Consider the following 22,557-nt stretch of genomic DNA (forward strand, 5'->3'; position numbering starts at 1 on the left):
CGCCCCGGCCGCCGCGGTGGCGCGGGGCAGCAGGGCGGCGCTGCCGTCCGGGGCAAGGCCGAAGGTCGCGGCTGAAAGCCACGCCCCGGTCAGCGCCGACACCCCGAGCCCGACGAGCGCCACCCGGCCGATGCGCGCGTGCCACCCCTTGGCGCCCCGCGCGTGGACCGGCGCCGCCGCGCGCCGCCAGCCGCCGAGCGCGCGCAGCATCAGCCAGAGGCCGGACCCCAGCACCAGCGCCATCGCCCCGGCCATGACCCCCACCGCGGCCCGCCCGCCGTCGCCGAGCAGCAGCGAGCGGTGGAACGACTTGACGGCGCGCATGACCGGCCCCTCGGCGACCTCGGGCAGGGCCGCGCCGCTGGCCGGATCGACGGTCAGGACGCGCCGGCCCGCGGTGTCGCGGACCTGCGCGGTCACGACGCCGTTGGCGCTGCGGGTGATCGCCTGGGTGCCGGGCGCGGCGGCGGTGATTGCGGCGGCGGTCTCGGCGATGGTCAGGGACTGGGGGGGCGCGGCGGCGCGCTCGATCGCGGGCTGGACAGAGAGTACGGCGCCCGAGCCCGCGATCAGCGCGAGCAGCAGGCCGAGCACGAGGCCCGGCAGGGAGTGGATGCGGCGAAGCATGGGGGGTGTCCTCGAAGGCAGGGCCGCGCGGTGGCGACGGCACGGGCAGCGGGGCGGCGGCAACGTAGCCGCCGCCCGCCCGGTTCAGCGGTAGGTCAGGGACTGGACGTAGCCGTTGCCCGGCACGGGCTTGCCGGCGCCGGCCGAGGTCAGCTCGGCCACCACGTCGGCGGGGGCATCGCCCATGTCCTCGACCGAGCAGTCGATGCGGATCTGGTAGCCCGCGTCAAAAAGCGCGTCGGCCAGATCGACCGTCACGTCGAGCGTGCGCCCCGACCCGACCGAGGCGCCGGTCACGCCGTCCGGCACCGCGCCACCGGTCGCCCGGTGCCAGTCGGCCAGGTGCGGCCACCATTTCGACTTGCCGCCCGCAAGCCACAGCGTGCCCTGATAGGCGCCCGCCGCGTCGGTGACGTAGATGGCGAGATAGGCGCCCTCACCGCCATAGTTGGTGAGGGTGGTGGACAGGCTCACCTCGCGCGCATCGGCGGCGGCGGGGGCGAGGGTGGCGGGGATCAGCGCGGCGAGGCTGAGCGCCAGGGCGGTGGAGTGCTGCATCGTCGGTCTCCTTACTTCACGACGGCGCGGGGGGCGCCGATCAGCGGGTTCTGCGCGGGCGCCGGGCCTGCGAGGCGGGCGGGCGCGCCGCAGCGGCCGGCCGCGTCGTCGTCGCAGTCGTCGTCGTCATCATCGTCATCGTCGTCGTCGTCATCGTCGCCGCGCTCGTCGTCATCGTCGTCGTCCTCGCGGTGGCGGCCGCGCCCGCGGCGGCGGTCGTCGTCGGCCAGCCGCAGCCACGCCGGGTCATCGCCCGTGGGCTCGGCGGCGCGCCCCTCGCGGGCTGCAAAGGCCGCCCCTGCGGCGGCGGGAACGGCAAGCCCCGCGACGGCGGCCATCAGCAGCAGGCGGCGGCGGGAAAGGGTGGGGTCGGGCATCTGGGCCTCCGGGTCTTCGGGTGGATCGATGCCCCCGTCTCGCCCCCGGCGCTGACAGCGGCCTGAACGCCCCGGCCCGCGGCGTTCAGGCGGATGTCAGCCGCGCCAGCGCGTGATAAGGCCGGAACGGGACCACGGGGGGCCAGCGATGCGCATCCTTCTCATCGAAGACGACAGCGGCCTCGGCTCGGCGGTGCGCGACCAGCTCGAGGCCGAGGGTCACAGCCCCGACTGGGTGCAGACGCTCGCCGACGCGGGCGACGCGGCGCGGGTGGTGCCCTATGACCTGATCCTGCTCGACCTGATGCTGCCCGACGGATCGGGGCTGACGCTGCTGCGGCGGCTCAGGGCCGAGGGCTCGGCCACCCCGGTCATCATCCTGACCGCCCGCGACCGCATCACCGAGCGGATCGACGGGCTGAACGCAGGGGCCGACGACTACATCGTGAAGCCCTTCGACCTCGCGGAGCTCTCGGCCCGGATCGGCGCGGTGGCGCGGCGCTACAGCGGCAACCCCAACCCGCTGGTCGAGCTGGGGGCGCTGTCGATCGACGTCGCCGCGCGCTCGATCATCGGGCCGGGCGGGCGCATCGACCTTTCGGGCCGCGAATGGGCGATCTTCGAGGCGCTGCTCGCCCGTCCCGGGGCGATCCTGTCGAAGGCGCAGATGGAAGAGCGGCTCTACAGCTTCGACGCCGAGGTTGAGAGCAACACCATCGAGGTCTACGTCAGCCGGCTGCGCAAGAAGCTGGGCCCCGCGGCGGTCGAGACGGTGCGCGGCGTCGGCTATCGGCTCGGCCAGCCGTGAGCGCCCTGCCCCCCCGGCCGGCGTCCCGCCGCCCGGCCAGCCTGCGCCGCGACCTCGCGCTGCGGCTGTCGCTGGGGCTGGTTCTGGCGTGGCTCGCCGCGGTGGGGGGCGCGGGGCTGGCGCTCAAGGCGCGCACCGACCGCATCTTCGACAGCGCCCTGCAGGAGACCGCCGAGCGCATCCTGCCGCTCGCCATCCTCGAGATCGAGGCCGACCGCTATCGCCGCGACCACGACCGCGAGGACCGGCGCGCGCGGCGCAGCGACGGGGGGGACCACGACGAGGAGGATGACGAGGACGACGAGGACGACGACCACCGCCCCCGCGTGGTGCCGCGCACCGCGCAGGCGGCGCCGCATGACGAATACCTCACCTACCTGCTGCGCGACCGGGCCGGCGCGGTGCTGGTCCTGTCGCACGACGCCGATCCCGCGGTGTTCCCGCCCGGCGCGCCCGAAGGGTTCAGCGCGGCCCGCGACCACCAGCTCTACACCCGCAGCGCCGAGGGCGGGCGCTACACGATCCAGGCGGCCGAGCCGCTGGCGGTGCGGCGCAGCGCGATGTTCGCCACGCTGGGGCTGATGCTGCTGCCGCTCGCGGCGCTGATCCCGATCGCGCTGCTGGGCATCTCGTGGCTGGTGCGGCGGGGGCTGGCGCCGCTCGACGGGCTGTCGGCGGCGCTGGGGCGGCGCGGGGCGCAGGACCTGTCGCCGGTCCCGGACACCGGGCTGCCGGCGGAGCTCGAACCGATCCGCGGGCAGGCCAACCGGCTGATGGCGCGGATGGGCGATGCGCTGGCGGCCGAGCGCGACTTCGCCTCGAACGCCGCGCATGAGTTGCGCACCCCCATCGCGGCGACGCTCGCCCACACCCAGCGGCTGGTGGCCGAGGCACCCGAGGGGCCGCTGCGCGAGCGGGCGATGCGGGTCGAGGGCGAGCTGAAGCGGATGGCGCGGCTGTCCGAGAAGCTGTTGCAGCTGGCCCGCGCCGAGGGCGGCGGCGTGGTCCGCGCGGCGCCGGGCGACGTGGTGCCGATCCTCGCAGCGCTGGCCGACGACATCGCGCGCGACCTGCCCGAGGGCCGGGTGGCGGTGACGCTACCCGAGGGGGCGGTCGCCTCGCGCCTCGACCCCGATGCCTTCGCGGTGCTGGCGCGCAACCTGATCGAGAATGCCCTGCGGCACGGGGCGCCGGGCACGCCGGTGGCGGTCACGCTGTCCCCCGCCGGGGTGCTGCGGGTCGAGAACGACGCCCCACCGGTCGCGGCCGAGGCGCTCGCCCGCCTGACCCAGCGGTTCGAGCGCGGCGGCAGCCGCGCCGACGGCTCGGGGCTGGGGCTGACCATCGCCGCCTCGATCGCGGCGGCCATCGGGTCCGAACTGCGCCTCGCCTCGCCCATTCCGGGCAGCGACCGGGGCTTCCGGGCCGAGGTCGCCGTCGCCGCCGCCTGACTGCCGCTTAAATCGTGCAGGCGACGGCGCGCTGCCAGCGGTCGTGGCGGGCGGCGCGCTCATCCTCGGGCATCAGGGGGCTGAAGCGGCGGTCGAGGGTCCAGACCTTCTGGAACTCGGCGGGCTCCGGGCAGAGCCCGGCCCCGAGGCCGGCCAGATAGGCGGCGCCGAGCGCCGTCGTCTCGGTGATCCGCGGCCGGTCCACCGGCACGCCGAGGATGTCGGCCAGGAACTGCATCGTCCAGTCGCTGCGGGTCATGCCGCCATCGACCCGCAGCACCGCGCTTTCGACCGTGGCGCCGTCGGCGCGCATTGCCTCGATCAGGTCGCGGGTCTGGTGGCCGACGCTCTGCAGCGCCGCGCGGGCGAGTTCCGCCGGCCCGGTCGAGCGGGTGAGGCCGAAGATCGCGCCGCGCGCGTCGGGCCGCCAGTGCGGCGCGCCGAGGCCGGTGAAGGCGGGGACCAGCACCAGATCCTGCGCGGGGTCGGCGCGCTCGGCCAGCGCCTGCGTCTCGTCGGCGCTGGCGATCACGCCCAGCCCGTCGCGCAGCCACTGGACCACGGCGCCGGCGACGAAGATCGACCCTTCGAGCGCATAGGTCGGGCGCCCGTTCAGGCGATAGGCGATGGTGGTGAGCAGCCGGTTCTGCGACCACACCGGCCGGTCGCCGGTGTTCAGCAGCGCAAAGCAGCCGGTGCCATAGGTGGCCTTGGTCATGCCGGGATCGAAGCACGCCTGCCCTACGGTCGCGGCCTGCTGGTCGCCGGCCACGCCCATGATCGGCACGGCGCGGCCGAAGAGGTCCGGGCGGGCCTCGCCGAAGCTGCCGGCGCAGTCGCGGACCTCGGGCAGCATCGCGCGCGGCACCCGGAAGAGGGCGCACATCTCGTCCGACCATTCGCCCTCGCGGATGTCATAGAGCATGGTGCGCGAGGCGTTGGTCGCGTCGGTCAGGTGGCAGAGCCCGTCGGTCAGCTTCCAGATCAGCCAGCTGTCCACGGTGCCGAAGGCCAGATCGCCCCGCTCGGCCGCGGCACGGGCGCCGTCCACGTGGTCGAGGATCCAGGCGATCTTGGTGGCGCTGAAATAGGGGTCGAGCAGAAGCCCGGTCGTCTCGGTCACCCGCGGCTCGTGCCCCTCGGCCTTGAGGGCGGCGCAGGTGTCGGCGGTGCGGCGGTCCTGCCAGACGATGGCGCGGTGGATCGGCTGGCCGGTGCGGCGGTCCCAGACCACGGTCGTCTCGCGCTGGTTGGTGATGCCGATGGCGGCCAAGGGCGGGTTCCCGGCCTTCTCGATCGCCTCGCGCGCCACCGCGGCGGTCGAGGACCAGATCTCGTCGGGGTCATGCTCGACCCAGCCCGAGTTCGGGAAATGCTGGCGGATCTCGTGCTGGGCGATGGACTGGATGCGCAGATCATCGGTCAGCACCAGCGCGCGCGACGAGGTGGTGCCCTGGTCGATGGCGAGAATGCTCATGCGCGGCCTCCTGCTGCGGGTCCGCGCGAGGGGGCGCGGAGGGGTCGGGGGTTGGGGGTGCGGGCCATGCCGCCGCACGGGTGACGAAAGGCCCGCGGCGTGCGGGCCTTTCGCGGTGGTCAGGTGGCGCGCGGGCTTACTTCTGCCAGCTCTTCACCAGCTCGTCGTAGTCGACGGTCTCGGGCGCCGGGTCCTCGTTCTCGAGCTTGAGCTGCGGGGCGAGGTTACCGGCCTTGACGGCCTCGGCGTTCCAGTAGGCGAGGTCATGCTCCTCGGCCAGTTTCGGGCCGATGTCGCCCTGCACCCCGGCCTTCTCGAGCCGCGCCATCACCTTTTCCTGCTCGGCGCACAGGCTGTCCATCGCCTCCTGCGCGGTCTTGGCGCCCGACGAGGCATCGCCGATCGCCTGCCACCAGAGCTGCGCGAGCTTCGGATAGTCCGGCACGTTGGTGCCCGTGGGCGACCACTGCAGGCGGGCGGGCGAGCGGTAGAACTCGATCAGGCCGCCCAGCTTCGGCGCGCGCTCGGTGAACGACTTGTCGTCGATGGTCGACTGGCGGATGAAGGTCAGCCCGACGTGGGATTTCTTCACGTCCACCGTCTTCGAGGTGACGAACTGCGCATAGAGCCACGCGGCCTTGGCGCGGTCATCCGGCGTCGACTTCAGCAGCGTCCACGAGCCGGCGTCCTGGTAGCCGAGCTTCATGCCGTCCTTCCAGTAGGCGCCGTGCGGCGAGGGGGCGAAGCGCCATTTCGGCGTGCCGTCCTCGTTCACCACCGGCAGGCCGTCCTTGACGAAGTCGGCGGTGAAGGCGGTGTAGGTGAACATCTGCTGGGCGACTTCGCCCTGGCTCGGCACCGGGCCGCTTTCCGAGAAGGTCATCCCCTGCGCGGCGGGCGGCGCATAGGCCTTGAGCCAGTCGAGGTACTTCTGGATCGCATAAACCGCCGCCGGGCCGTTGGTGTCGCCGCCGCGGGCCACGCACGAGCCGACCGGGCGGTCGTTCTCGTCCACGCGGATGCCCCATTCGTCGACCGGCTTGCCGTTCGGGATGCCCTTGTCGCCGTTTCCGGCCATCGACAGCCACGCATCGGTGAAGCGCCAGCCGAGCGAGGGGTCCTTCTTGCCATAGTCCATATGGCCGTAGACCTTCTTGCCGTCGATCTCGCGGCCGGTGAAGAACTCGGCGATGTCCTCATAGGCCGACCAGGTGACCGGAACGCCCAAGTCGTAGCCGTACTTGGCCTTGAAGTCGTCCTTGTTCTTCTGGTCGTCGAACCAGTCCTTGCGGAACCAGTAGAGGTTGGCGAACTGCTGGTCGGGCAGCTGGTAGAGGTTGCCGTCCGGCGCCGTGGTGAAGGACTTGCCGATGAAGTCGTCGATGTCGAGCGTGGGCGAGGTCACGTCCTTGCCGGCGTTCGCCATCCAGTCGGTCAGGTTGCGGGCCTGCTGATAGCGCCAGTGGGTGCCGATCAGGTCGCTGTCATTGACGTAGGCGTCATAGACGTTCTCGCCCGACTGCATCTGGGTCTGCAGCTTCTCGACCACGTCGCCCTCGCCGATCAGGTCATGGGTGACCTTGATGCCGGTGATGGCGGTGAAGGCCGGGGCCAGCACCTTGGATTCGTATTCGTGGGTGGTGATCGTTTCGGACACGACCTTGATGTCCATGCCGGCGAAGGGCTTGGCCGCGTCGATGTACCACTGCATCTCCTTTTCCTGATCCGCGCGGGACAGGGTCGAGAGATCACCGATTTCCTTGTCGAGAAAGGCCTTCGCCTCCTCGATGCCGGCCTGCGCGCCGGTTGCCATCAGCGCAAGCGCGATGGCGGTGGTCAGGTGCAGTCTCATGGTCTTCCTCCCTCAAGGGCCCCTTTTCGGCCCGGTTGTCACACCCAGCGGAACACCGCCGCGGCGTAGATGATCGCAACGACCAGCCCGCCCCAGACCGGGCTGGCGCCCAGCCCGACCCAGGCGAGGTTGATGAATGCCGACCCGAGCAGGCTGATGAACAGCCGGTCGCCGCGGGTCGTCATGATCCCCAGCACGCCGCGCCGCGGCGTCTCGGGAAAGCGGATCGCCAGCCAGATCAGCGTCAGCAGCAGCGCCGCGATAATCCAGTAGAAGAGCGCGGTCGGAAAAGTCCACGCCATCCAGTTGCCGGGCGAGAGCGATGCGGTCCAGTCGCGCACCCCATCCTTGACCGGCACGAGGGTGACGAGCCAGGCGAGCACGGCGAGCATCGCGGCGGCGGCGGCGGCGAACCCCGCCGTCACGGCCCCGGAACGCGACCGCGGCACGGGCGCGGGCTTCGGGGCGGCGGCTTCGGGAACAGGCGTCAGGGCCATCACACCCTCCCCAGGGCAAAGCCCTTGGCAATGTAGTTGCGCACAAACCAGATCACGAGCGCGCCGGGCAGGATCGTCAGCACCCCCGCCGCCGCCAGCACCCCCCAGTCCATCCCCGAGGCCGAGACGGTCCGGGTCATGGTGGCCGCGATCGGCTTGGCGTTGACGCTGGTCAGGGTGCGCGAGAGCAGCAGCTCGACCCACGAGAACATGAAGCAGAAGAACGCGGCGACCCCGATGCCGCTCGCGATCAGCGGCACGAAGATGCGGGTGAAGAAGCGCGGGAAGGAATAGCCGTCGATATAGGCGGTCTCGTCGATCTCGCGCGGGACGCCGGACATGAAGCCCTCGAGGATCCAGACCGCCAGCGGCACGTTGAAGAGGCAGTGCGCCAGCGCCACCGCGATGTGGGTGTCGAAGAGCCCGACCGCCGAATAGAGCTGGAAGAACGGCAGCGCGAAGACCGCAGCCGGCGCCATCCGGTTCGACAGCAGCCAGAAGAACAGGTGCTTGTCGCCGAGGAAGCGGTAGCGCGAGAAGGCATAGGCCGCCGGCAGCGCCACCCCGATCGAGATCGCGGTGTTCAGCAGCACGTAGGTCAGCGAGTTGACGTATCCCATGTACCAGCTCGCATCCGTCAGGATGGTCCGATAGTTGGCCAGCGTCGGCGCGTGCGGGAACAGGGTGAAGCTGCCGGTGATCTCGGTGTTCGTCTTGAAGCTCATGTTCACGAGCCAGTAGATCGGGATCAGCAGGAACAGCAGGTACAGCGTCATCACGACGGCCGCGCCATAGCGGGGGGAGCGGGTGCTCATCTCGGGGCCTCGTTCTCGGCGGTCATGACGGTGTAGAAGACCCAGGAAATCAGCAGGATCACGAGGAAGTAGATCAGGCTGAACGCCGCCGCCGGGCCGAGGTCGAACTGCCCCACGGCCATCTTGACCAGGTCGATCGACAGGAAGGTGGTGGCGTTGCCGGGTCCGCCGCCGGTCACGACGAACGGTTCGGTGTAGATCATGAAGCTGTCCATGAAGCGCAGCAGCACGGCGATCAGCAGCACGCCCCGCATCTTGGGCAGCTCGATGTAGCGGAAGACGCTCCAGCGGCTCGCCTGGTCGATCTCGGCCGCCTGATAGAAGGCCTGCGGGATGGACTGCAGCCCGGCATAGCAGAGCAGCGCCACGAGGCTCGTCCAGTGCCACACGTCCATGACGATGATCGTGGCCCAGGCGTCGAAGGCGTCGCTGACGTAGTTATAGTCGATCCCCAGCGCCGCGAGCGTGCGGCCCAGAAGGCCGATGTCCACGCGGCCGAACACCTGCCAGATGGTGCCGACGACGTTCCACGGAATGAGCAGCGGCAGCGCCATGAGGACGAGGCAGACCGAGGCCCAGAAGCCCTTCTTCGGCATGTTCAGCGCGATGAAGATGCCGAGCGGGATCTCGATCACGAGGATGATGGCCGAGAACAGGATCTGCCGGCCGAGGGCGGCGCGGATGCGGTCGCTCGCCAGCACCTCCTGGAACCAGCCGAGGCCGTTCCAGAAGAACTGGTTGTTGCCGAAGGTATCCTGCACCGAATAGTTCACCACCGTCATCAGCGGGATCACCGCCGAAAAGGCGACCAGCACGAGGACCGGCAGGACGAGGAACCAGGCGCGGTTGTTGACGGGCTTGTCCATCAGGCGGCGCTCGCTTGGGTCAGGGGCGCAATGCGCCAGTCATCGACGAAGACCCCGATCCGGGCGGGGTCCAGCACCACGCGGTCGGCGCCCGCGGGGATAGGCTCACCCTCGGGCACGGTCAGGTTGAAGGCGGCCGCGCCGACCCGGCCGCGGACGATGCGGTGGCGGCCGGCGTCCTCGATCCGCTCGATGCGGAACGGCAGGCCCGCGCCCGCGGTGGCAAGGTGGGCGGCGTCGGGGCGGATGCCGATCTGCACCCGGCCCGCGCCCGGCGCATAGGCCGCGCCCAGCGGGACGGCGGCGCCCGCGACATGGGCCGTCGCCCCCTCGACCTGCGCGTCGAGCAGGTTCATGCCCGGCGAGCCGATGAAATGGCCGACGAAGGTGTGGGCCGGCGTCTCGAACAGCGCCTGCGGCGTGCCCGCCTGCACGACACGGCCGTCGGACATCACCACCACCTCGTCGGCAAAGGTCAGCGCCTCGGTCTGGTCGTGGGTCACGTAGATCATGGTGTGGCCGAAGTCGCGGTGCAGCGCCTTGAGCTGGGTGCGCAGCTCCCACTTCATCTGCGGGTCGATCACGGTCAGCGGCTCGTCGAAGAGAATCGCGTTCACGTCCTGCCGCACCATGCCGCGGCCAAGGCTGATCTTCTGCTTGGCGTCCGCCGTCAGCCCGCGGGCGCGGTGATCCAGCTCGGCCTCCATCCCGATCATGCGGGCGATCTCGGCCACGCGGGCGGCGATCTCGGCCGCCGGGACGCCGCGGTTGCGCAGCGGGAAGGCAAGGTTCTCGCGCACCGTCATGGTGTCGTAGACGACCGGGAACTGGAACACCTGCGCGATGTTGCGCGCGGCGGTGGGGCTGCGGGTCACGTCGCGGTCGTCGAACAGCACCCGGCCCCGCGACGGCGTCACCAGCCCCGAGATGATGTTGAGCAGCGTGGTCTTGCCGCAACCCGACGAGCCGAGCAGCGCATAGGCGCCGCCGTCGCGCCAGGTCATGGTCATGGGCTTCAGCGCGTAGTCGGCGTCCGAGCGCGGCGCGGGGTTGTAGCTGTGGGCGAGGTCGTCCAGCGTGATGCGGGCCATGCGGGCTCCCCTCTCTTACGCCGCGGCCGCGTAGGGGGCCGGACGCGCCAGCCGCCCTTGGGCGTCGAACAGATAGACATGGGCGGGGTCGAGCCAGACGGTCAGCGGCTCGCCCGCGGGCAGGTCGCGGACCCCCTCGACCAGCCCCACCCAGCGGTCGTGGCCGTGGGTCAGGTGCAGGTAGGTCTCGGCCCCGGTGATCTCGGTCACGTCGAGCCGCGCCAGCAGCGGGATCGCCCCCGGCCCCTGCGCCAGCCGCAGGTGCCCAGGCCGGAAGCCCGCGGCGTAGCGCCCGTCGGGGAGGCCCGCGACCGCGAAGCCCGCGCCGTCCAGCACCGCCTGGCCGCCGCGCACCTCGATCGACTTGAAGTTCATCGGCGGGTCCGAGAACACCCGCGCGGTCGTGGCGTCGCGGGGGGCGCGGTAGACCTCGGGCGTGGGGCCGAACTGGGTGATCCGACCCTCCCACATGGTGGCGGTGTTGCCGCCGAGCAGCAGCGCCTCTTCGGGTTCGGTCGTCGCATAGACGAAGATCGCACCGCTTTCGGCGAAGATGCGCGGGATTTCGGCCCGCAGCTCTTCGCGCAGCTTGTAGTCAAGGTTGGCGAGCGGCTCGTCCAGCAGCACCAGCCCCGCGTCCTTGACCAGCGCCCGGGCCAGCGCCGTGCGCTGCTGCTGGCCGCCCGACAGCTCGAGCGGCTTGCGCGCCAGATAGGGCGTCAGCCGCATGAGCTCGGCCGTCTCGCGCACCCGGCGGTCGATCTCGGCCCGCGGCACGCCCTTGAGGCGCAAGGGCGAGGCCACGTTGTCATAGACGCTCATCGCCGGGTAGTTGATGAACTGCTGATAGACCATCGCCACGCCGCGGTCCTGCACGCGCTCGCCCGTCACGTCTCGGCCCTGCCACAGCACCCGGCCGTGGGTGGGCTGGTCGAGCCCCGCCATCAGCCGCATCAGCGTGGTCTTGCCCGAGAGCGTCGGCCCGAGCAGCACGTTCATGGTCCCGGGCGCGAGCGTCAGGTCGGTCGGATGGATCCAGACCTGGCCTCCGACCTCCTTGCCGATCCCCGCAAGTTCCAGCGTCATGCCGCGACCCTCGCGCGGCTCATGTGGCGGCCGACCTCGGCCACCTCGTCGGCGGTCATCCTCAACCCCAGTTTCGAGCGGCGCCAGAGCGCATCCTCGGCCTCGCGCGCCCATTCCCGCGTCATCATCCAGTCCAGTTCCCGTTCGGTCAACGTCGCGCCGAAGTCGCGCCCAAGGTCGGCCGCGGTCTGCGCGCCGTCCAGCATCACCCGCGCCTCGGTGCCGTAGGCGCGCACCAGCCGCAACGCCCAACGGGGCGTCAGGAAGGGATGCGCGCCACGCAGCGCCTCGACCTGCGCCTGCACGCCGTCGACGGGGAAATCCCCGCCCGGCAGCGCCACGCCCGCGGTCCAGTCCGCCCCGGTCCCGGGCAGCAGCGGCCCGAGCTTGCCCATCGCCGCCTCGGCGAGCCGGCGATAGGTGGTGATCTTGCCGCCGAAGACGTTGAGGCAGGGCGCCCCCTTGCGGTCCAGCGACAGCACATAGTCGCGGGTCGCGGCGGTGGCCGAGGACACCCCGTCGTCATAGAGGGGGCGCACGCCGGAATAGGTCCAGACGACATCCGCCGGCGTCACCGGCTGGCGGAAATAGCGCGAGGCGAAGGTGCAGAGATAGTCGATCTCGGCCGGGGTGCAGACCGCCTCGCCCGGGGCGCCCTGGTGGTCCACGTCGGTGGTGCCGATCAGGGTGAAGTCGGTCTCATAGGGGATCGCAAAGACGATCCGCCCGTCCGGCCCCTGGAAGAAATACGCCTTGTCGTGGTCGAAGAGGCGCCGGGTCACGATGTGGCTGCCGCGCACGAGGCGGATGCGCTCGGGCGTGACGATGTGGGCCACGTCGGCGATGACCTTGCCGACCCACGGGCCGGCGGCGTTGACGAGCGCCTTGGCGCGGAAGCTGCGCCCGTCGGCCAGGCGCACGGCCCACAGCTCGCCCTCGCGCCGCGCCTCGGTCACCCGGGCGCGGGTCAGGATGTCGGCGCCGCGCGCGGCCGCGTCGCGGGCGTTCAGCACCACCAGCCGGGCGTCGTCCACCCAGCAGTCGGAATATTCATAGGCCCGGCGCAGCCGCGGCTGCAGCGGCGCGCCCTCGGGGCCGCGGGTCAGGTCCAGCGACGAGGTGCCGGGCAGGATCGCGCGGCTGCCGAGGTGGTCATAGAGAAACAGCCCGGCCCGGATCATCGCCGCCGGCCGACGGCCGCGCAGGAACGGCACCATGCGCGAGACCGGGGTGCCGCCCTCGAACCGCATCTCGGGGTCGAGCGGCAGCACGAAGCGCATCGGCCAGCTGATGTGGGGCATCGCGCGCAGCAGCACCTCGCGCTCGCGCAGCGCCTCGCGCACCAGCCGGAACTCGAGGAACTCGAGATAGCGCAGCCCGCCGTGGAAGAGCTTGGTCGAGGACGACGAGGTCGCCTGGGCGAGGTCGCCCTGCTCGGCCAGCCGCACCGACAGGCCGCGCCCGGCGGCGTCGCGGGCGATCCCGCAGCCGTTGATGCCGCCGCCGATGATGAACAGGTCCGTGGTTTCAGCCATCCGTCTCGCGCCTCTGAAGCATGGCACAAACGATCATATCCGCGTGTGCGCTGTCAAAACCTATTTTCGCTTTCGCGCGATATTTGTCGTTTGCGCGCGTCACCCGCGCGCGCTAGCTTCGACCCGAAAGGGAGTGCGCATGGCTCTCAGCATCCGCCAGATGGATATCGTGAACCTCGCCAAGGCCTCGGGCCGGGTCGAGGTCGATGACCTTGCCAGCCGCTTCGACGTCTCGGTGCAGACGATCCGGCGCGATCTGGGCGAGCTCGCCGATCAGGGGCTGGTCGACCGCGTCCACGGCGGCGCGGTGCTGCCGAGCGGCGTCGCCAACCTCGGCTACGAGGCGCGGCGCCTGCTGCATCAGGAGGCGAAGGAGACCGTGGGCCGGCTCTGCGCCGCGCGGATCCCCGACAACTCCTCGCTGATCCTCAACATCGGCACCACGACCGAGGCGGTGGCGCGGGCGCTGCTCGGGCACCGCAACCTGACGGTGGTGACCAACAACATGAACGTCGCCAACATCATGATCCACAACGACAGCTGCGAGGTGATCGTGGCGGGCGGCGCGGTCCGGCGTTCGGACGGCGGGCTGGTGGGCGATCTGACGAGTGAGCTGATGACCAACTTCAAGGTCGATTTCGCGGTGATCGGCTGCTCGGCGATGGATGCGGACGGCGACGTGCTCGACTACGACCTGGCCGAGGTGCGGGTCAGCCGCACGATCCTGCGGCAGGCGCGGTCGCGGCTGCTGGTGACGGACCTGAGCAAGCTGGGCCGGTCGGCGCCGATCAAGGTGGTGTCGCTCGCCGAACTCGACGCGATCGTGACCGAGGCCCCCCTGCCCGACGCGCTGCGCGAACGCTGCGCGGGGTGGGAGACGGAGTGCGTTTCGGCCTGACGCCTCAGGGCGCGAGCAGGTAGCGGCCCCCGCCGGCCGGGTCGAAGCCGCGGATCGCCAGCCCCTCGGCGAAGGCCCCCTCCAGCGCCGTGCGCAGCGCCAGCCGCCGGGCCAGCGGGTCGTCCCCGCCCGCGTCCAGCGGGACGATCCGCGCGGCGGCCTCGGGGCGGATCGGGTCGGGCGTCGGCAAGTGCCATTCGACCAGCAGCCGGTCCGAAGGCACGCCGGCGTTGATCCCCGCCATTTCGCCGTAATATTCGCGCAGATAGGTCCGCGCGCTCGCCCCCAGCACGCCAATGTTGAGCGCCGCGTTCGGCTTGCGGGCCGGATCGAACGTCCAGGTGACGAGGCGGATGCCCTGCGCCAGGCACCAGTCGCGCTGGAAGAGCTTGAGCCGCTTGCCCAGGCCCCGCCCCTGCCAGTCGGGCCTGATCCCCAGCCGGTGCGAGTGCTGGCGCGCCGGATCGCGGGTCGGGAAGCCGAAGAGATAGCCGACCGGCTCGCCCTCGGCGTCGCTCGCCACGGCGACAAGCCCCCCCGCCTCGACCACCGCCGCCATCAGGTCGGCGGGGTCGGGCAGGTCGCCCTCGCCCCAGACGGCGACCTGCAACGCCTCGAGCCGGCGCAGGGTGGCGATGTCGCCGACCGCGCGGATGACGGGCGCCTCGCTCATGCGCCGAAGACCTCGCGGCTCGCCGTCACGCTGTCGAGGAAGGCGCGGTCAAGCGTCACGCCGGTCCCCGGACCGGGCGGCACCGGCATGATTCCGTCCGCCGCCTCGAGCCGCTCGGCCACGATGTCGCGGGCGAAATAGCGGCTCGAGGACGAGGTGTCGCCGGGGCGGGTGAAGCCCGGCAGGCTCGACAGATGCAGGTTGTGCGCCCGCCCGATCCCCGATTCGAGCATCCCGCCACACCACACCGGCACGTCGAAGGCGGCGCAGAGATCGTGGATCCGGCGCGCCTCGAGGTGCCCGCCGACGCGCCCGACCTTGATGTTGACGACCCGCGCCGCCCCCATCACCAGCGCCCGGCGGGTGTCGGCGGCCGAGCGCAGGCTCTCGTCGAGGCAGATCGGCGTCGCCATCCGCGCCTGCAAGGCGGCGTGGTCCACCATGTCGTCGAAGGCCAGCGGCTGCTCGATATAGTCGAGCCCGTAGCGGTCGAGCCGGGCCAGATGCGCGGCGTCGGCCAGCCGGTACGAGGCGTTGGCATCGACCGTCAGATGCGCGTCGGGAAACGCCGCCCGCACCGCGTCGAGCACCGCGAGGTCGTGGCCCGGCATGATCTTGAGCTTGATGCGCCGGTAGCCCTGCGCCAGATGCGCGCCGACCCGCTCGACCGTGCCGGGGATGTCGCCGATCCCGAGCGAGACCCCGACCTCGACCGCATCCCGCGTTCCGCCGAGCAGCGCCTTGAGCGGCACGTTCAGGCTGCGCGCCCAGAGGTCCCAGGCCGCCATCTCGACCATGGCGCGGGTCATGCGGTGGCCGCGCCACCCCTCCATCCCCGCGGCAATGTCCTGCGGCGCGGTGAGCGCGCGGCCGACGAGGCCCGGCAGCAGCACCTCGCGCAAGAGCGAGAGGGCGGCGGGCAGGGTTTCCTCGAGATAGTCGGGCAGCGGGTCCATCACCCCCTCGGCCACCCCCTCGACCCCGTCCGCGTGCAGGATCAGCAGCGGGAACAGCTTCTCGGTCATCGTCCCGGTAGCGATGGTGAAGGGCGTCAGCAGCGGCAGCCGGACGATGCGCAGCTCGGCACGCTCGATCCTCAGGGCATGGGGCCTGATTGCATGGGGGTTCGGCATCGGGGGCCTCGCGAGGGGCGGTTCGGCCGCACCCTAGCCGGGCGCGCGGGCGGGGGGAACCGCCGCGGTCAGAGGCACATCGACATGGTCGCCACCGGCATCAGCGTCCAGACGGTCGCTGCCAGCGCCGCCAGCGCCAGAGTCATCGCGACGAGGCGGTGGAACCGCGTGTCCCCGCCCAGCGGGCCGCGGTAGGCGTGGGCGAGCAGCAGGTGGCCCGCGATGGCGACGCCCCAGGCGGCCAGCAGCATCAGCCGGCCGGTCGCGGCGTCCAGATGCGCGCCGTGGCGCGAGCAGACCAGCCCCTCGAGCCCGTAGATCGCGCTGAACGCCACGATCCAGAGGGTGAAGGGCGCGGCGATGCGCAGGATGTCCCGCATCAGAACGCCCCCGGCAGCCAGGCGGCGGCGAGGCCCACGGTCCCGACCAGCGCCGCGTAATCCACCCAGAGCCGCAGCACCCGCACCGGGTTGAAGCGCCGTGCCGAGAGGTAACCGGCACGCTGGCGCGCCATGACGAAGCCCGTCATCACCAGCGCCACCCCGGCGTGGAAGGCCACGTAGCCCGCGATCACCCAGACCGTCGCGTCATAGGCGTGGGCCGCGGGCGCCCCCACCCCGCGCATCACCGTCACCGCCGCCGCGATCCAGCCCAGCAGCCCCAGCGCGGCGAGGACCAGCCCCAGCCACGGGGTCCCGCCGCGGCGCAGCTGCACCTCGGCCAGCCGCGGGCCGGCGAGCGTCAGCAGCAGCGCGCCGAGCGCCAGCGCCGGGCCGAGCCGGTCGAGCGCGAGGAACGCGGGCGGCGGCCAGTTCGGCGCCACCGTCCAGAGGAACGCATAGCCGAAGAGCAGCGAGCCGAAGAGCACGCTGTCGGCCAGCAGCAGAAACAGCGAGCCCCACCAGCCCGGCGGGTCGGCGACCTCGGCCGCGGTCGGCAGCATCACCCCGTGCCCTGCGTCCAGCGGGCCGGTGTCGGCGCGCTCGCCCATCCGCCACGCCCAGCGCAGCGCCAACGCCGTGACGACCGGCACGGCCAGCCCGGCCAGCAGCCATTGCTTGAAGACCGGCATCATGAACATGAACCCGGTCACCGCGGCGACGATCAGCGGCTCGATCGTGTTGCCGGGGAACGGCACGATATAGGCCGGCGCCCCGTCGGCGGTCCGCACCGTCAGCGTCTCGCGCCGGCCGCGCAGCGGCTCGCCCAGGTAGCCCTCGCCGCGGGCGATCCGCGCCGGCAGCGTCGGGTCGTCCTCGAGCGGATAGCGGCCGTGCACCGTGGGGATCGAGGCGATGTTGTAGGGCGGCGCCGGCCGCGCGGTCGCCCATTCCAGCGTCCCCGCGCCCCACGGGTTGCGCGGGCCCCGCGCGGCCATCAGCGCGTTCACGGCGACGTCGATGATGACCAGCGCAAAGCCCGCCGCCATGACGAAGCCGCCGATCGAGGCGACCAGGTTGATCCACTCCCACCCGTGGCCGCCCTCGTAGCTGTGGATGCGGCGGCGCTGGCCCAAGAGGCCCGCCCAGTGCAGCGCGAGGAAGGTGACGTGGAAGGCGGGGACGGTCAGCCAGAACGCCGCCTCGCCGGTGCGGAAGAACCGGGTGCGGCCGCTGAACATCGGCAGCCAATAGTAGATCGCGGCGATCATCGGGAAGACGAAGCCGCCGACGAGGACGTAGTGCAGATGCGCCACGATGAACTGGGTGTCGTGCACCTGCCAGTCGAACGGCACCATGGCGACCATCACCCCGGTCAGCCCGCCGATCACGAAGGTGACGAAGAACCCCATCAGCCACAGCATCGGCAGCGACATGGTCGGCCGCCCGCGCCAGAGCGTCCCGATCCAGGCGAAGATCTGCACCCCCGTCGGCACCGCCACCAGCGTCGAGGCGGCCGAGAAGAACGCGAGCCCCATGTGCGGGATGCCGGTGGTGAACATGTGGTGCACCCACAGCCCGAAGCTGAGCACCGCAAGCGACACCGCCGCCGCCACGATCCAGCCGTAGCCGAGCAGATGGGTCCGCGCCATCACAGGCAGGATCGTCGAGATCGCGCCCGCCGCGGGCAGGAAAATGATGTAGACCTCGGGGTGGCCGAAGAGCCAGAAGAGGTGCTGCCACAGCAGCGAGTCGCCCCCCTCGGCCGGCTGGAAGAACGGCAGACCGAAGGCGCGCTCGAGCTCGAGCAGCAGCGAGCCGAGGATCATCGGCGGGAACGCCGTCAGGATCATCACCGCCACGACGAGCATGTACCACGCGAAGATCGGCATCCGGTCGAGCGACATCCCCGCGGCGCGGAAGCGCAGGATGGTCACCACCACCTCGACCGCGGTGGCGATGGCGGAAATCTCGATGAAGGCGATGCCGAGCAGCCAGACGTCCGAGTTGATGCCCGGCGCGTGGATGGCCGAACTCAGCGGCGGATACATGAACCACCCGCTGTCGGGCGCGACCCCGGCCAGCAGCGCCAGCACCATCGTCCCCGAACCGATGAAGTAGCACCAGAAGGCGAACATCCCGATCCGCGGGAAGGCGAGGTCGCGGCTGCCCAGCAGCCCGGGAAGGATGTAGATCGCCAGCGCCTCGAAGAAGGGGATGGCGAACAGGAACATCATGATGGTCCCGTGCATGGTGAAGATCTGGTTGTAGATCTCCGGCCCGACGAAGGCGCTGTCGGGGGTGGCGAGCTGGGCCCGGATCAGCATGGCAAGGATGCCGCCGACCACGAACATCCACGTCGCCGTCATCAGGAACATCCGGCCCAGCCGGGTGTTGCTGGTGGTCTTCAGCCAGCCGCGCAGCCCCGGCTCGTTGTCCCAGACCGGCAGCAGCCGCCGGTGCAGCCTGAGCGCGGTCAGTTCGGGCGCCGGGCCACCGAGGGGGGACGGGTGCGGCGCGGGCTGGCGGGGCTCGGTCACTCGGTCGCTCCTGCAAGGAATTGCTGCCAGCCGGCAGGGTCGTGGGCGATGACGCGGAAGCGGTGGGCGAGGTAGCCGGTGCCGTTGAATTCGGCGCTGACGCCCTTGAACTCGCCCGGGCCGTCGGCCTCGATCCGCAGCACGTTGACGTGGCCGGGGATCGCGTCGAGCTTGCCGGCGAGCCGCGGCACCCAGAAGCTGTGGATGACGTCGGCGGTGGTGATCTCGACATCGACCGGGCGGCCGGCGGGGATGTGCAGCATGTCGCGGGTCTCGCGCCCCGGGGCGTCGGCGTAGCCGAAGCGCCACTCCCACTGGCGGCCCTCGGCGCGCACGGTCACCAGGTCGTCGTGCGGCCGCGGCATCAGCCGCTCGCCCACGACCAGCCCATAGGCGGTGAGCGCGCCCAGCACCACGAGCGAGAAGGTCAGCCCCATGCCGCCGAGCCAGCGCCGCTCGGCTCTTGCAACATCGGCCTGTGCCAGATCGGCCGCGTCGGTGCCGTCCTCGGGGTGGCCCGCGCCGGGGTGGCCGGCGCGGAAAGCCAGCACCAGCAGTACCATCACCAGCGCAAAGATCGCCGCCGCGCCGCCGATCAGCACCCACCACATCGTCGCAATGGATTGCGCCGCAGGCCCCGCCGGTTGCAGGGTAGAGAGCGACCCCTCGCACGCCGCGAGCCCCAGCGGGGCCGCGAGCCACACAGACCGGACGGAAAGGCGCCCCGCGCGATGGCCGAGCAGAAGATCGAGACCCCGAACCCCGAGCTGATCGACCCGATCAGCGCCGACCCCGAGTTCCACGAGACCGAGTCGCGCATCGCCATCCTCGGCCATCCGCTGCACGCCATGTCGGTGTCGTTCCCGATCGCGCTGTCGTTCTGCAACTTCGGCGCCGACGGGCTCTACTGGCTGACCGGCGACGTGTTCTGGGCGCGCGCCGGGGTGTGGTCGGCGGGCACGGCCTTCCTCTTCGGGCTGCTCGCCGGGCTGATCGGCACGGTCGAGCTGCTGCTGGTGCCCGGCATCCGCGCCCGCGCCGCGGCCTGGACGCATTTCGTCATCGCCGTGCTGCTGCTGTCGGTCCTGGGGCTGAACTGGGGCTTCCGGATGCAGGGCTACGAAAGCGCGGTCCTGCCTTACGGCATCATGCTCTCGGCGTTCATCGTCGTGATGGTGTCGGCGACCGGATGGCATGGCGGCAAGCTCGTGTTCGATTATCACCTGGGGACATCCAAGGGCAAATGAACCCCGACCGGGCGGGTCAGCCAGTCCGGCACCGGTACGCCCGACAGATCCGGCTTGGCCAGCACGAAGGTCAGCACGCCGAGGATCGGCACCATGACCAGCACCAGCGGCAGCACCGGCGCGGGCGGGGCGTGCGAGCCCTCGGTCTCGGCCACCTCGACCAGCGTGCCGCCGATCCAGGCGTGGAACGCCACCATCAGCGCCACGCAGACGAGCTTGGCGAACATCCAGAGCGTGAAGGCCTCGCTCAAAAAGATCAGCACCGTCCCGGTGGCGATGGCGATCACCGCCGCCGGGGTGACGAGCAGCGTATAGCTGCGGTGCGTGGCCTGGCGGATGCGGCTGAAGTCGGCCTGCCCGACGGCGTTCTCGTGCCGCGCCATCATCATCGGCAGGGCAAAGAGTCCCGCCGTCCACACCGCGATCATGCTGATGTGGACCGCCTTGAGATAGGGGATGAGGGTCAGAAGCCACGCGCTCATGCGCTGTGCGCCACAGTCATCGCGCGCCAGCCGCGCCGGGCCACGAGCAGGCCGAGCGCCGCATAGGGCAGCCCCGCCGGCACCCACATGATCAGCCCGCCGAGCTGCTGGTCCGAAAGCGCCGTGAACCCCCAGTCGAGCGGCGCGGTGGCGTGGATGGCGTAGAGCCCGCGCGGCGCAAAGGTCAGCAGCGCACCGAGGAAGCCCATCTGCATGTAGGCCCCGAGGATCGAAAGCAGCGCGCTGCCGACCGCCTGGGCGGGGGCGAGCACCGCCCGCCAGAACAGCCAGGCCGAGCCGAGCAGCGTCGCCTGCATCACCCAGTAGACCGCGTGGTTGGCCATCGCCGCGTCATAGGCCGCGGGCACGTGCCAGCCCCACAGCACCAGCGTCGCCAGCACGAACAGCGGCACCGTGGGCAACGGCCGCCGGGCGGGCAGCGCCAGCGCCAGCAGCGGCGCCGCCACCGCGACCAGCAGGATGTGGTGAACCACCCGGGCCGAGAACAGCGCCGCCGACAGCGCGCAGAGCGGCGAGACGAAGGCCAGCACCAGCACGCCGACCGCCGCGAGCCCCACCGCCGAGCGTCGCAGCGCGACCGCGGCCCCCGCGAGCGCGGCCAGCAGCACCGGGTCGAGGTTCCAGCGCTGCCAGATCTCGGCCGGCAGCGGCGGGGCGCCGCAGTAAATCCCGCTCAGATCAAGGGACAGCATGGGACATCCGCCATTCGGGTTGCGCTTCGGGCCAGCATGGGTCGGCAGGCCCCGGCGCACAACCCCCGGTTCCGCCGCGTTGCGGTTTGATGCGCTCGGGCCGGGGCGGTGAGGCCGCCCTATCCTGCCAGCGCCCTACCCCGCCAGCGCCCGCAGCGCCCGGGCGCGCGCCGGGGGGATCGCGTTGATCTCGACCCCGGTGAAGACGTGCATCGTGCCGAGCTGGCGGTCCATCACCGCGTGGTCGCTGACCCAGCCGCCCATCATCAGATAGGTGCGCAGCAGCGGCGGCATTGCCGCCATCGCCCGGCGCGGGTCGGGCCGGCCGATGAGGCGGGCGAAGCGGAAGACCTCGGGCGCCTTGACCCGCGGCAGCCAGCGGCGCGGCGCCACATGACGGTCGCGCAGCATGGCGAAGGCGTCGCGGTGGCGGGCGGTGTCGGTGCCCAGAAACGACGAGCAGCCGAAGAGCAGCTCGGCCCCCGTCGCCGCGACGTGGTCGGCCAGCGCCGCCCATGCGGCACGCAGGATGTCGGGATCGGAATGGGCGGGATGGACGCAGAACCGTCCCAGCTCGACCATTGGCGCAGGAAAGTCCCGCAACCCGCCCAGATCATAGTGCTGGGCCGAATAGCTGCGCTCGATCTCGGCCCCGGAGGAAAGGTCCATGAGCCGGAAACAGGCGACCAGCTGGCCGCTGCGCCCGTCCTCGATCAGCACGTGGGTGCAGAGCGCGTCATGCGCATCGGCGTCCCGCGGTGCCGCCTCGGCCGCAGGCTCGGCGCCGTCGCCCGCGCGCTGGGGGCCGAGAAAGCAAAGCCAGCGCAGACGCTGCGCGGCGCTCAGGTCGTCCTCGGTCGTGGCCGGGCGCACCCGCCAGCGCCCCTTCCGCATCTCGCGCATCACGCCCCCTTGCCCGCCGACCGGGCCATCCGCCGTGCCCGGCGATCCCGGTGGGCCGGCGATGCCCGCCCGCCTTGCCCGGCGCCAAACTCGCCCTACCTTGTAAATCTAACGCAACATCGGATGCACCATGAGCGAAAAGATCACCCGCAGCGACGCCGAGTGGCGGGCGCTGCTCGACCCCGAGACCTATCGCGTGACCCGACAGGCGGGGACCGAGCGGCCGTTCTCGCACGAGGGGTTTCCGAAGGGACCGGGCCACTATGTCTGCGCCTGCTGCGGCGCGCGGCTCTTCGACGGCGACCAGAAGTTCGAAAGCCATTGCGGCTGGCCCAGCTTTTCCCGCGCCGGCGGCGCGATCGGCGAGACGGTGGACCGCAGCCACGGCATGATTCGGACCGAGGTGACGTGCGAGCGCTGTGACGCGCATCTGGGCCACGTCTTTCCTGACGGCCCGCCGCCGACCGGCCTGCGCTACTGCATCAACGGGGTCGCCATCCGCTTCGTGCCGGACGCCGCCTGACGCGCGCCCCGACCGTGCCGGCCGA

Annotated in this window: 24 protein-coding genes; 5 read left to right on the forward strand and 19 right to left on the reverse strand. The window is 71.5% G+C overall.

Annotated elements, in window-relative coordinates; genetic code table 11:
- The 3 genes from ACFHYO_RS08025 to ACFHYO_RS08035 all read right to left on the reverse strand — a co-directional run.
- The coding region (locus ACFHYO_RS08025) for a PepSY domain-containing protein (RefSeq protein WP_394319601.1) at window positions 1-627 on the reverse strand (627 nt) is incomplete at its 3' end.
- 84 nt (window positions 628-711) lie between these two features.
- On the reverse strand, window positions 712-1,185 hold the full coding sequence (locus tag ACFHYO_RS08030) for a DUF2271 domain-containing protein (protein WP_074826347.1): 474 nt from the start codon (window positions 1,183-1,185) through the stop codon (window positions 712-714).
- Window positions 1,186-1,196: 11 nt separating this feature from the next.
- Window positions 1,197-1,562, reverse strand: coding sequence for a hypothetical protein (locus tag ACFHYO_RS08035; RefSeq protein ID WP_394319603.1), 366 nt, complete (start codon window positions 1,560-1,562; stop codon window positions 1,197-1,199).
- 148 nt (window positions 1,563-1,710) lie between these two features.
- On the opposite strand from ACFHYO_RS08035, the gene ACFHYO_RS08040 reads away from it, so the two are divergent.
- Both ACFHYO_RS08040 and ACFHYO_RS08045 read left to right on the forward strand, forming a co-directional pair.
- A complete protein-coding gene (locus ACFHYO_RS08040; RefSeq protein ID WP_043133599.1) occupies window positions 1,711-2,370 on the forward strand; it encodes a response regulator transcription factor in 660 nt (219 codons plus the stop codon).
- Window positions 2,367-3,821 carry an ATP-binding protein gene (locus tag ACFHYO_RS08045; protein ID WP_394319605.1) on the forward strand — a complete coding sequence of 485 codons (1,455 nt, stop codon included), beginning with the start codon at window positions 2,367-2,369 and terminating at the stop codon, window positions 3,819-3,821. Before ACFHYO_RS08040 ends, ACFHYO_RS08045 begins: the two co-directional genes overlap by 4 nt.
- A 7-nt stretch (window positions 3,822-3,828) precedes the next feature.
- On the opposite strand, the gene glpK is transcribed toward ACFHYO_RS08045, so the two are convergent.
- The 8 genes from glpK to glpD all read right to left on the reverse strand — a co-directional run bounded on the left by glpK (window position 3,829) and on the right by glpD (window position 13,040).
- Window positions 3,829-5,298, reverse strand: a complete 1,470-nt coding sequence (glpK, locus tag ACFHYO_RS08050) for a glycerol kinase GlpK (protein WP_394319607.1) — start codon at window positions 5,296-5,298, stop codon at window positions 3,829-3,831.
- Window positions 5,299-5,434: 136 nt separating this feature from the next.
- The gene (locus ACFHYO_RS08055; protein ID WP_394319609.1) at window positions 5,435-7,150 is read right to left on the reverse strand and encodes an ABC transporter substrate-binding protein; all 1,716 of its coding nucleotides are present in this window, start codon (window positions 7,148-7,150) and stop codon (window positions 5,435-5,437) included.
- A 38-nt stretch (window positions 7,151-7,188) separates the two neighbouring features.
- Complete coding sequence (locus tag ACFHYO_RS08060) at window positions 7,189-7,647, reverse strand: DUF2160 domain-containing protein (RefSeq protein ID WP_394319611.1); 459 nt, start codon at window positions 7,645-7,647, stop codon at window positions 7,189-7,191.
- Complete coding sequence (locus ACFHYO_RS08065; RefSeq protein ID WP_036704411.1) at window positions 7,647-8,462, reverse strand: carbohydrate ABC transporter permease; 816 nt, start codon at window positions 8,460-8,462, stop codon at window positions 7,647-7,649. Before ACFHYO_RS08065 ends, ACFHYO_RS08060 begins: the two co-directional genes overlap by 1 nt.
- Window positions 8,459-9,328, reverse strand: coding sequence for a carbohydrate ABC transporter permease (locus ACFHYO_RS08070; protein ID WP_036710269.1), 870 nt, complete (start codon window positions 9,326-9,328; stop codon window positions 8,459-8,461). Before ACFHYO_RS08070 ends, ACFHYO_RS08065 begins: the two co-directional genes overlap by 4 nt.
- Window positions 9,328-10,419 carry an ABC transporter ATP-binding protein gene (locus ACFHYO_RS08075; RefSeq protein WP_168783587.1) on the reverse strand — a complete coding sequence of 364 codons (1,092 nt, stop codon included), beginning with the start codon at window positions 10,417-10,419 and terminating at the stop codon, window positions 9,328-9,330. The genes ACFHYO_RS08070 and ACFHYO_RS08075 overlap by 1 nt, the downstream gene beginning before the upstream one ends.
- A gap of 15 nt (window positions 10,420-10,434) precedes the next feature.
- Window positions 10,435-11,505: an ABC transporter ATP-binding protein gene (locus ACFHYO_RS08080; protein ID WP_394319613.1), complete on the reverse strand. Its 1,071-nt coding sequence runs from the start codon at window positions 11,503-11,505 to the stop codon at window positions 10,435-10,437.
- Window positions 11,502-13,040, reverse strand: a complete 1,539-nt coding sequence (gene glpD / locus ACFHYO_RS08085) for a glycerol-3-phosphate dehydrogenase (RefSeq protein ID WP_394319615.1) — start codon at window positions 13,038-13,040, stop codon at window positions 11,502-11,504. Before glpD ends, ACFHYO_RS08080 begins: the two co-directional genes overlap by 4 nt.
- Before the next feature lie 139 nt (window positions 13,041-13,179).
- Between glpD and ACFHYO_RS08090 the strand changes: the two genes are divergently transcribed.
- Window positions 13,180-13,938, forward strand: coding sequence for a DeoR/GlpR family DNA-binding transcription regulator (locus ACFHYO_RS08090; protein ID WP_036710259.1), 759 nt, complete (start codon window positions 13,180-13,182; stop codon window positions 13,936-13,938).
- Window positions 13,939-13,942: 4 nt separating this feature from the next.
- Here ACFHYO_RS08090 and ACFHYO_RS08095 read toward each other — a convergent pair whose 3' ends face one another.
- From ACFHYO_RS08095 to ACFHYO_RS08115, 5 genes are all read right to left on the reverse strand, one after another.
- Window positions 13,943-14,611, reverse strand: coding sequence for a GNAT family N-acetyltransferase (locus ACFHYO_RS08095; RefSeq protein WP_394319617.1), 669 nt, complete (start codon window positions 14,609-14,611; stop codon window positions 13,943-13,945).
- Window positions 14,608-15,744 (reverse strand): o-succinylbenzoate synthase, encoded by a 1,137-nt coding sequence (menC, locus tag ACFHYO_RS08100; RefSeq protein WP_394319619.1) that lies wholly within the window; start codon window positions 15,742-15,744, stop codon window positions 14,608-14,610. The genes ACFHYO_RS08095 and menC overlap by 4 nt, the downstream gene beginning before the upstream one ends.
- A 68-nt stretch (window positions 15,745-15,812) precedes the next feature.
- The gene (locus tag ACFHYO_RS08105) at window positions 15,813-16,124 is read right to left on the reverse strand and encodes a hypothetical protein (protein ID WP_036710250.1); all 312 of its coding nucleotides are present in this window, start codon (window positions 16,122-16,124) and stop codon (window positions 15,813-15,815) included.
- Complete coding sequence (gene ctaD / locus ACFHYO_RS08110) at window positions 16,124-18,604, reverse strand: cytochrome c oxidase subunit I (RefSeq protein ID WP_394319650.1); 2,481 nt, start codon at window positions 18,602-18,604, stop codon at window positions 16,124-16,126. The genes ACFHYO_RS08105 and ctaD overlap by 1 nt, the downstream gene beginning before the upstream one ends.
- Before the next feature lie 56 nt (window positions 18,605-18,660).
- Window positions 18,661-19,368, reverse strand: coding sequence for a cytochrome c oxidase subunit II (locus tag ACFHYO_RS08115; protein WP_231565711.1), 708 nt, complete (start codon window positions 19,366-19,368; stop codon window positions 18,661-18,663).
- Window positions 19,369-19,395: 27 nt separating this feature from the next.
- On the opposite strand from ACFHYO_RS08115, the gene ACFHYO_RS08120 reads away from it, so the two are divergent.
- A complete protein-coding gene (locus ACFHYO_RS08120; RefSeq protein WP_052172001.1) occupies window positions 19,396-19,911 on the forward strand; it encodes a DUF2231 domain-containing protein in 516 nt (171 codons plus the stop codon).
- Here the strand turns inward: ACFHYO_RS08120 and ACFHYO_RS08125 are convergent.
- The 3 genes from ACFHYO_RS08125 to ACFHYO_RS08135 all read right to left on the reverse strand — a co-directional run bounded on the left by ACFHYO_RS08125 (window position 19,884) and on the right by ACFHYO_RS08135 (window position 22,009).
- Window positions 19,884-20,393 (reverse strand): CopD family protein, encoded by a 510-nt coding sequence (locus ACFHYO_RS08125; RefSeq protein WP_394319621.1) that lies wholly within the window; start codon window positions 20,391-20,393, stop codon window positions 19,884-19,886. The genes ACFHYO_RS08120 and ACFHYO_RS08125 overlap by 28 nt on opposite strands.
- Window positions 20,390-21,106, reverse strand: a complete 717-nt coding sequence (locus ACFHYO_RS08130) for a cytochrome c oxidase assembly protein (protein WP_394319623.1) — start codon at window positions 21,104-21,106, stop codon at window positions 20,390-20,392. The genes ACFHYO_RS08125 and ACFHYO_RS08130 overlap by 4 nt, the downstream gene beginning before the upstream one ends.
- Window positions 21,107-21,241: 135 nt before the next feature.
- Window positions 21,242-22,009 (reverse strand): GNAT family N-acetyltransferase, encoded by a 768-nt coding sequence (locus tag ACFHYO_RS08135; RefSeq protein ID WP_394319625.1) that lies wholly within the window; start codon window positions 22,007-22,009, stop codon window positions 21,242-21,244.
- Between the two features lie 130 nt (window positions 22,010-22,139).
- Between ACFHYO_RS08135 and msrB the strand changes: the two genes are divergently transcribed.
- Window positions 22,140-22,532, forward strand: a complete 393-nt coding sequence (msrB, locus tag ACFHYO_RS08140; protein WP_036736543.1) for a peptide-methionine (R)-S-oxide reductase MsrB — start codon at window positions 22,140-22,142, stop codon at window positions 22,530-22,532.
- Window positions 22,533-22,557 lie beyond the last annotated feature (25 nt).

Origin of the sequence: Paracoccus panacisoli, assembly GCF_042435015.1 — a bacterium.
GTDB classification, from domain to species: Bacteria; Pseudomonadota; Alphaproteobacteria; order Rhodobacterales; family Rhodobacteraceae; genus Paracoccus; species Paracoccus panacisoli.